Consider the following 6,564-nt stretch of genomic DNA (forward strand, 5'->3'; position numbering starts at 1 on the left):
CAAAAGATCGCGAGACAAGCTCGCTCCTACAGAGATTTTTGATCTACTGCTGCCCCTCCCAACCGCCCCCCAACGCGGTCAATAACCCGACACTGGCTTGCAATTGCCGGGTACGCAGGGCTTGTACCTGGCGTTCGGCCTGCAACGCAGCGGTTTGCGCTGTCACAACATCCAAGTAGCTTACGGCGCCCGCTTCATAGCTGTTGGTGGCCAGTGTCTGGGTGTGTTGCGCAGCATTGGCTGCGGCTTGTTCGTCGAGGTTTTCCTGTTGCAGGTCACGCAATTGCGCCAGGTTGTCTTCGACTTCGCGAACGGCGCGCAGCACTTGACTGCGGTAGTGGGCAGAGGCTTCTTCGAACTCGGCCTTGGCCTGACGCTCTTGGGCGTCGAGCCTGCCGCCGTCAAAAATCGGCAAGCTGACCAGCGGGCCCAGCGCCCAGAAGTGGTTGCCCGCCGCCAACAGGTTGCCGTAGCCCTGAGTCTGACCGCCAAACAGGCCGGTCAGGCTGAAGTCGGGGTACCAGGCGGCCTTGGCCACGCCTATTTGCGCGTTGGCGGCAAATACCCGACGCTCGGCCGCGGCGATATCGGGGCGCCGTTGCAGCAGGGTGCTGGGCAGGGCTTGCGGTGGCTGCGGCAGGTTTAAGGTGTCGCTGCGCGCGGCCAGCTGGAATTGACTGGCGGGCACGCCCACCAGTTCGCCAATGGCGTGCTCGGTCAGGTTGCGTTGACCGCGCACATCGTCCAGTTGGGCTTCGGCCTGGGCCAATTGGTTCTGTGCACGGGTCAGGTCCATCTCCGAGGCAATTTGCCCTTGATAGCGTGCCTTGGTCAGGTCCAGGGCCTGGCGGTAATCGTCCAGCGACTTGGACAGGATGCGGCTTTGCGCATCCAGGCCATCGAGTTGAACGTAAAGGCCGGTCAGTTGCTTCTGCAAGCTCAAGCGTGCCACCGCCAGGTCATCGGCCGAGGCCTGAACCTGTGCGTCACCGGCGGCGACCTGGTTGCGGATTTTGCCCCACAGGTCCAGGTCGAAACTCAGCGCAAAGCCTGCGGTGTTGCTGTTGTACACCGAAGGTTGGGTGCTGCCGCGCAACGGTCGGTTGTCCGATTGGCGCTGGCGCAAGGTTTGCTCGCTGGCGGTGATTTGCGGGAACAGCCCGGCATGCAACTGGCTGGCATACGCCTGCGCCGAATCGAAGTGCGCGAGGGCCGCAGCAAGGTCCGGGTTGGCGCTGAGCAAGCGCTGTTGCAGGTCGTTCAAGCGCTCATCCTGATAGGCGCGCCACCACTGTGGCGACACGCTGTCGCCCGGCTGCGCACTGTGCCACGGGCCATCACTGGTCTGTTCGCGGTAGTGCTGCGGCAGGTCCAGCAGCGGCGGTTTGTACGTCGGGGCCAATGAGCAACCTTGCAGCGCGAGTGCCAGGAGCAAGGCGCTGCGTTTAAGTTTTGGCGACATGAGGGGCTCCCGCATCGGCAAGTTTGACCGAGTCGCCGTCACGCAAAGAATCAGGCGGGTTATCGATGACGGTGTCAGTGGGTTTGAGGCCCTGGTCGATCACCAGTTTGTCGCCCAGGTCCATGCCGATATGAATGTCCTGCAAGTGCACGTGTTGCGCGGTGTCCAGCACGGCCACCTGGGTGCCCTGGGCGCGAAAGATCAACGCACTGGCCGGAATGCTGACGCCATGGGTATCTGCCGGAATCGACAGGACCGCTTCGGCGTAGTCGCCGGGCAGCAGGGCGTCGTTGGGGTTTTGCACCACAAACTGTGCGGTCAGGGTGCCGGAGCGCCGGTCAATCGAGGTCGAGTTGCCGACCAGCGTGGCGCTGAAGGTTTGCCCCGGATGCTCAGGCACATTGAGTTGCACCTGCATGTTGGGGCGAATCACGCTGGCATAGTTTTGCGGCACCGGCACGTAAAGGCGCAGTTGATGGGTGTCGGCGATGTCGAACAGTTCCGGATCGCTGTCGGTGTCGGCCTTCACCAGTTGGCCGATGTCGGTGTTGCGCGCGGTGATGGTCCCGGCGAAGGGCGCGCGGATGGTCTTGTAGTCTTCCAGCGAAGCCAACCGCGCGTAGTCCGCTTCGGCGGCCTGCGCGTTGGCTTTCGCCGCAGCGGCATTGGACAGTTTCTCGTCGGCTTCCTGACGCGATACCGAATGGCTGTCCACCAAGTTTTGCCAGCGCGTCGCGGTGGTCGCCGCGAGCTTGGCGTTGGACTGCTCTTGCAGCATATGTGCGTGAGCCTGTGCCAGTTGCTGGTCAAGATCGGGGCTGTCAATCACCGCCAATACCTGACCGGCCTTGACCTTGCTGCCGATGTCGCTGGTCCAGCTTTTCAGGTAACCGTTCACCCGGGCGTGAATCGGCGCTTTGCTCCAGGCTTCCAGATGCGCGGGCAGGCGCAGAGTGTCGCCGTGGGCGTTTTGCAAAGGCTGGAACACGCTGACCACGGGCAGGGCGGCGGCTTCGGTCCAACCGACCACCGCCTGCTCATGCCGGCTGCGCGCGGCGAGGCCATTGGCGACCAGCAGCGCGGCCAGTGTCAGGCCGCCGATGCCCAGCAGCATCAGGCGCTTGCGCGAAGGTTTTTGATCAGACGACATGGGTAGTTTCTCCAGCAGCAGCGCGATTTTTTTCACGGCCGTGCACCAGGCTGAATACCACGGGCACGAACAGCAGGGTGGCGACGGTTGCCAGCATCAGACCACCAATCACGGCGCGTCCTAGCGGGGCGTTCTGTTCTTCCGAGATGGCCAGCGGCAGCATCCCGATCATCATCGCCAGGGCGGTCATGCACACCGGGCGGAAACGGGTGTAGCCCGCTTCAAGTGCAGCCTTGAGGGCATCGCCGTGAACGGCCAGGCGCTCTCGACAGAAGCTCACCACCAGGATCGAGTTGGCGGTGGCCACGCCCATGCACAAGATCGCACCGGTCAAGGCCGGGACCGACAGCGAGGTGCCGCTGAGGAACAGCATCCACACGATCCCGGCCAGGGCCGCGGGCAGGGCGGTGATGATCACAAACGGGTCAAGCCAGGACTGGAAGTTGACCACGATCAAAAGGTAGATCAGCACCACCGCACCCAGCAGACCAAAACTCAGGCCGCTGAACGCCTCATGCAGCGCGTCGATCTGACCGTGCAGGGAGATGATCGCGCCTTTGGGGCGCAGGTCCGACGCACCGTCGATGACCTTTTGTACATCCGCTGCCACCGAGCCCAGATCGCGGCCCTGAATGTTGGCGTACAGATCCAGGGTGGGCTGGATGTTGTAGTGCGTGACCACCGCCGGGCTGTCTACGCGGCTGATGGTTGCCAGCCCGCCGAGGATCGCTGACTGACCATTGCTGCCGGTCACCGGCAAGGCTTCCAGGGTTGGCAAGCTGTCGAGGCGATACTGCGGGGTGGCGGCCACCACGCCATATGACACGCCGTTTTGCGGGTTGAGCCAGAACGTCGGTGCCACCTGCGAGCTGCCGGCCAGCGAGGCCACCATGCTGTTGGTCACGTCGCGTTCGGTGATGCCCAGGCCATTGGCCCGCAGACGGTCGACCTTGACTTGCAGTGAAGGGTAACCCACGGACTGCTGGATGCGCAGGTCGGCAATGCCCGGTACATGTTGCAGGCGCCGTTGCAGTTCCAGGGCGTAGGCCCGGTTGGCCGCGTCGTCACGCCCGGAAATCTTCACGTCCAGCGGCGCCGGAGCACCGAAGTTGAGGATCTGGCTGCTGATGTCGGCGGGCATGAAGGCGAACTGGCTGCCGGGGAAACTCTCGGGCAGGGCCTCGCGCAGGCGTTTGACATACTCGGCGGTCGGGCCGTGATTGGCTTTGAGGGTGACCTGGATATCGCCATCCTGCGGGCCAATGGTGCCGCTGCTGCTGTACGCCATGTCGATACCGCTCAACGGGATGCCGATGTTATCGATGATGGTGTCCAGTTGATCAGCCGGGATGATCTCGCGAATGCGCGATTCGATATGGTCAAACGCCGCGGCGCTTTCCTCGATCCGCGTCCCCAATGGCAAGCGCACGTGCAAGGCCAGCGCCCCGGCATCAGTCGCCGGGAAGAAGTCCTGGCCCAGGGTCGGGAGCAAGACAAAGGACGCCAGCACACAGGCCATGAAACCGAGCAAAAAGCGTTTGCGATTGGCCAGCGCCAGTTCCAGCACGCCGTAGTACGCATCGCGCACGGCCGAGAAGCGCCGTTCAAAACCTTGCTGGAAGTTCAGCAACGCACGCACTGGCGCCGAGTGTGTCCGGGTCGGCTGATCGCCCTCGTGATGGTTGATAAAACCATCTTCCGGGTGATGCCCGGGGCCTTGCTCAGGGTTGTGTGGCTTGAGCAGGAACATCGCCAGGGTGGGCACCAGGGTCCGCGACAGGATGAACGAACTGCCCATCGCAAAAATCACCGAGAGTGCCATGGGGCGGAACAGGTAGCCGGCAATCCCTTGCAACATGAACATCGGCACAAACACGATGCAGATACACAGCAGCGAGACAAACGCCGGGCCAACGATCTGTTTGGCACCATCGAGAATCGCCTTGCGCACCGTCTTGCCTTGCTCAAGGTGCCAGTTGATGTTCTCGATGGTCACCGTCGCATCGTCGACCAATATCCCCACCGCCAGTGCCAGCCCTCCGAGCGTCATCACGTTCAGGGTTTGCCCGGTGGCGGCCAGCAGGGCAATCGCCGAGAGCACGGCCAAGGGGATCGAGACGGCAATGATCAGGGTCGAACGCCAGCTGCCGAGGAACAGCAGAATCATGGCGCTGGTGAGCAGGGCGGCAATGATCCCTTCCTGCGCCACGCTGCCCACTGACTGTTTAACGAACACCGAAGCGTCGCCCAGCAATGACGTTTTCAGTGAGGGTGGCAAGGTTTCATTGATGCGCGGCAGCATCCCGCGAATCCCGTCGACAATCGACAGGGTCGAGATATTGCCGTTTTTGAGCGCGGGCATGAGCACGGCGCGATGGCCGTCGACTCGCACGATGTTGGTTTGCGGCGGCGAACCATCCCGCACGTGGGCCACTTGGCCAATGGTGATCAGCGCACCGTCAACGGTCTTGATGGGCAAATCGTTGAGTTCATCAATCGCCGTTGGGCTGTTGTTCAGCATCACGGTGTATTCGTAAGTGCCGAGCTTGGCCGTGCCCACCGGAATGATCTGGTTCTGCGCGGCCAGCGCATTGCCCACGTCTTGCGCCGACAGGCCTTTGGCCGCAAGGGCCTGGGGGTCGAGGTCAAGGGTGATCTGGCGCTGCTTGCCGCCCATGGGCGTGGGCATGGCCAGGCCGGGCAGGGCGCTCAGGGGCAAGCGGATGTTGTTCTGCACCAGGTCGCGAATTTTCGCTTCCGAGAGCGTCGGGCTGGAAAACGCCAGTTGCAGGATCGGCACCGTCGAGGCGCTGTAGTTAAGAATCAGCGGCGGGGTGATGCCAGGCGGCATCTGCTTGAGCACGGTTTGTGACACGGCGGTCACTTGCGCGTTGGCCGTGCGGATATCGACGCCCGGCTGGAAGAAGATCTTCACAATGCCCATGCCGGGTAAAGATTGAGACTCGATGTGTTCGATATCGTTAACGGTGGTACTCAATGAGCGTTCGTAGGTGTAAATAACTCGACCTGCCATGTCGGCAGGCGCCAGCCCTGTGTATTGCCACACCACGGCAACCACGGGAATACCGATGTCAGGGAACACATCCGTCGGGGTGCGCAAAGCCGCGAGTGGCCCGATGATGCAGATAAAAATCGCCAACACGATAAACGTGTAGGGCTTGTGCAGTGCGGTCTTTACCAGCCCGAGCATGCCTGAACCTCCGAAGGAGTGAAAATTGCAAACACGGGCAGTCTTACCGTCACACCTTAACTTTCAGCTTTCACCAACATGAAGGTTGCGTTAGTAAAGTCCTTAAACTCCCTTCACCTAGATTCATTGGGCTAGAGCGGTTTACGGGTCCAAGCTTGGAACCACTCGACGGGTTGACTCTCGGCCAGTCGCACTCTTTGGTTCCCTGTGTGAGGCATACCGTAATGAACCTTAAACCACTGCTGCTTATCCCGACCCTGAGCCTGGCCCTGCTATTGACAGCCTGTGCCGGCCCCATGCCAAAGCAAGATCCGGGTGAAGCCTGGATTGGTCTGCAGGAAGAAGGTAACAGCGACCTGATGGCCGAGCGCGTAGACGGCAAGAACATCAATGATGGCCGTTACTTTGAAGTCACCCCGGGCGCCCACAAGCTGGACGTGACCTTGTATGAAGGCGCTACAGGTGATGAAAACGAGGTGGATTGCCAGGGTAATGTCAACTACCAGAACTTCAAGGCGGGCGAGCGCTACAAGCTGGTTGAGTCGAGCCTGGGCACCCATGTAAGCGCCACCCTAGTGGACGCAAGCGGTAAAGAAGTGGCCCACACCGCCGACTTCAACTGCATGCCGGGTTAACCCCCCACCCACCCCCCCCCCGCGGGCGCGGAACCATGTGGGAGCGGGCTTGCTCGCGATAGAATCGACGCGCTTGAAGATTGAAACGCGTTGTTCTAATCGCGAG

General features: G+C 61.7%; 4 protein-coding genes. 1 reads left to right on the forward strand and 3 read right to left on the reverse strand.

The window, feature by feature from the left end; translation table 11 throughout:
- Positions 1-43 precede the first annotated feature (43 nt).
- Genes QMX84_RS18695 through QMX84_RS18705 form a run of 3 tightly spaced genes read right to left on the reverse strand, consistent with a single transcriptional unit; the run spans position 44 to position 5,823 of the window.
- Positions 44-1,462, reverse strand: a complete 1,419-nt coding sequence (locus QMX84_RS18695; protein ID WP_262124540.1) for an efflux transporter outer membrane subunit — start codon at positions 1,460-1,462, stop codon at positions 44-46.
- Entirely contained in the window at positions 1,446-2,612 is a 1,167-nt protein-coding gene (locus QMX84_RS18700) for an efflux RND transporter periplasmic adaptor subunit (RefSeq protein ID WP_262124538.1), read from the reverse strand. Before QMX84_RS18700 ends, QMX84_RS18695 begins: the two co-directional genes overlap by 17 nt.
- Positions 2,602-5,823 carry an efflux RND transporter permease subunit gene (locus QMX84_RS18705; RefSeq protein WP_262124537.1) on the reverse strand — a complete coding sequence of 1,074 codons (3,222 nt, stop codon included), beginning with the start codon at positions 5,821-5,823 and terminating at the stop codon, positions 2,602-2,604. The genes QMX84_RS18700 and QMX84_RS18705 overlap by 11 nt, the downstream gene beginning before the upstream one ends.
- A gap of 224 nt (positions 5,824-6,047) precedes the next feature.
- Between QMX84_RS18705 and QMX84_RS18710 the strand changes: the two genes are divergently transcribed.
- On the forward strand, positions 6,048-6,458 hold the full coding sequence (locus QMX84_RS18710; protein ID WP_048368958.1) for a hypothetical protein: 411 nt from the start codon (positions 6,048-6,050) through the stop codon (positions 6,456-6,458).
- Positions 6,459-6,564 lie beyond the last annotated feature (106 nt).

The organism is Pseudomonas sp. PS01297 (assembly GCF_029959305.1).
GTDB lineage: Bacteria > Pseudomonadota > Gammaproteobacteria > Pseudomonadales > Pseudomonadaceae > Aquipseudomonas > Aquipseudomonas helleri.

Bases quoted from the DNA above. Each gene is read 5' to 3' on its own strand.
- QMX84_RS18695 (WP_262124540.1), bottom strand. From the start codon at position 1,462: ATGTCGCCAAAACTTAAACGCAGCGCCTTGCTCCTGGCACTCGCGCTG.
- QMX84_RS18710 (WP_048368958.1), top strand. From the start codon at position 6,048: ATGAACCTTAAACCACTGCTGCTTATCCCGACCCTGAGCCTGGCCCTG.
- QMX84_RS18700 (WP_262124538.1), bottom strand. From the start codon at position 2,612: ATGTCGTCTGATCAAAAACCTTCGCGCAAGCGCCTGATGCTGCTGGGC.
- QMX84_RS18705 (WP_262124537.1), bottom strand. From the start codon at position 5,823: ATGCTCGGGCTGGTAAAGACCGCACTGCACAAGCCCTACACGTTTATC.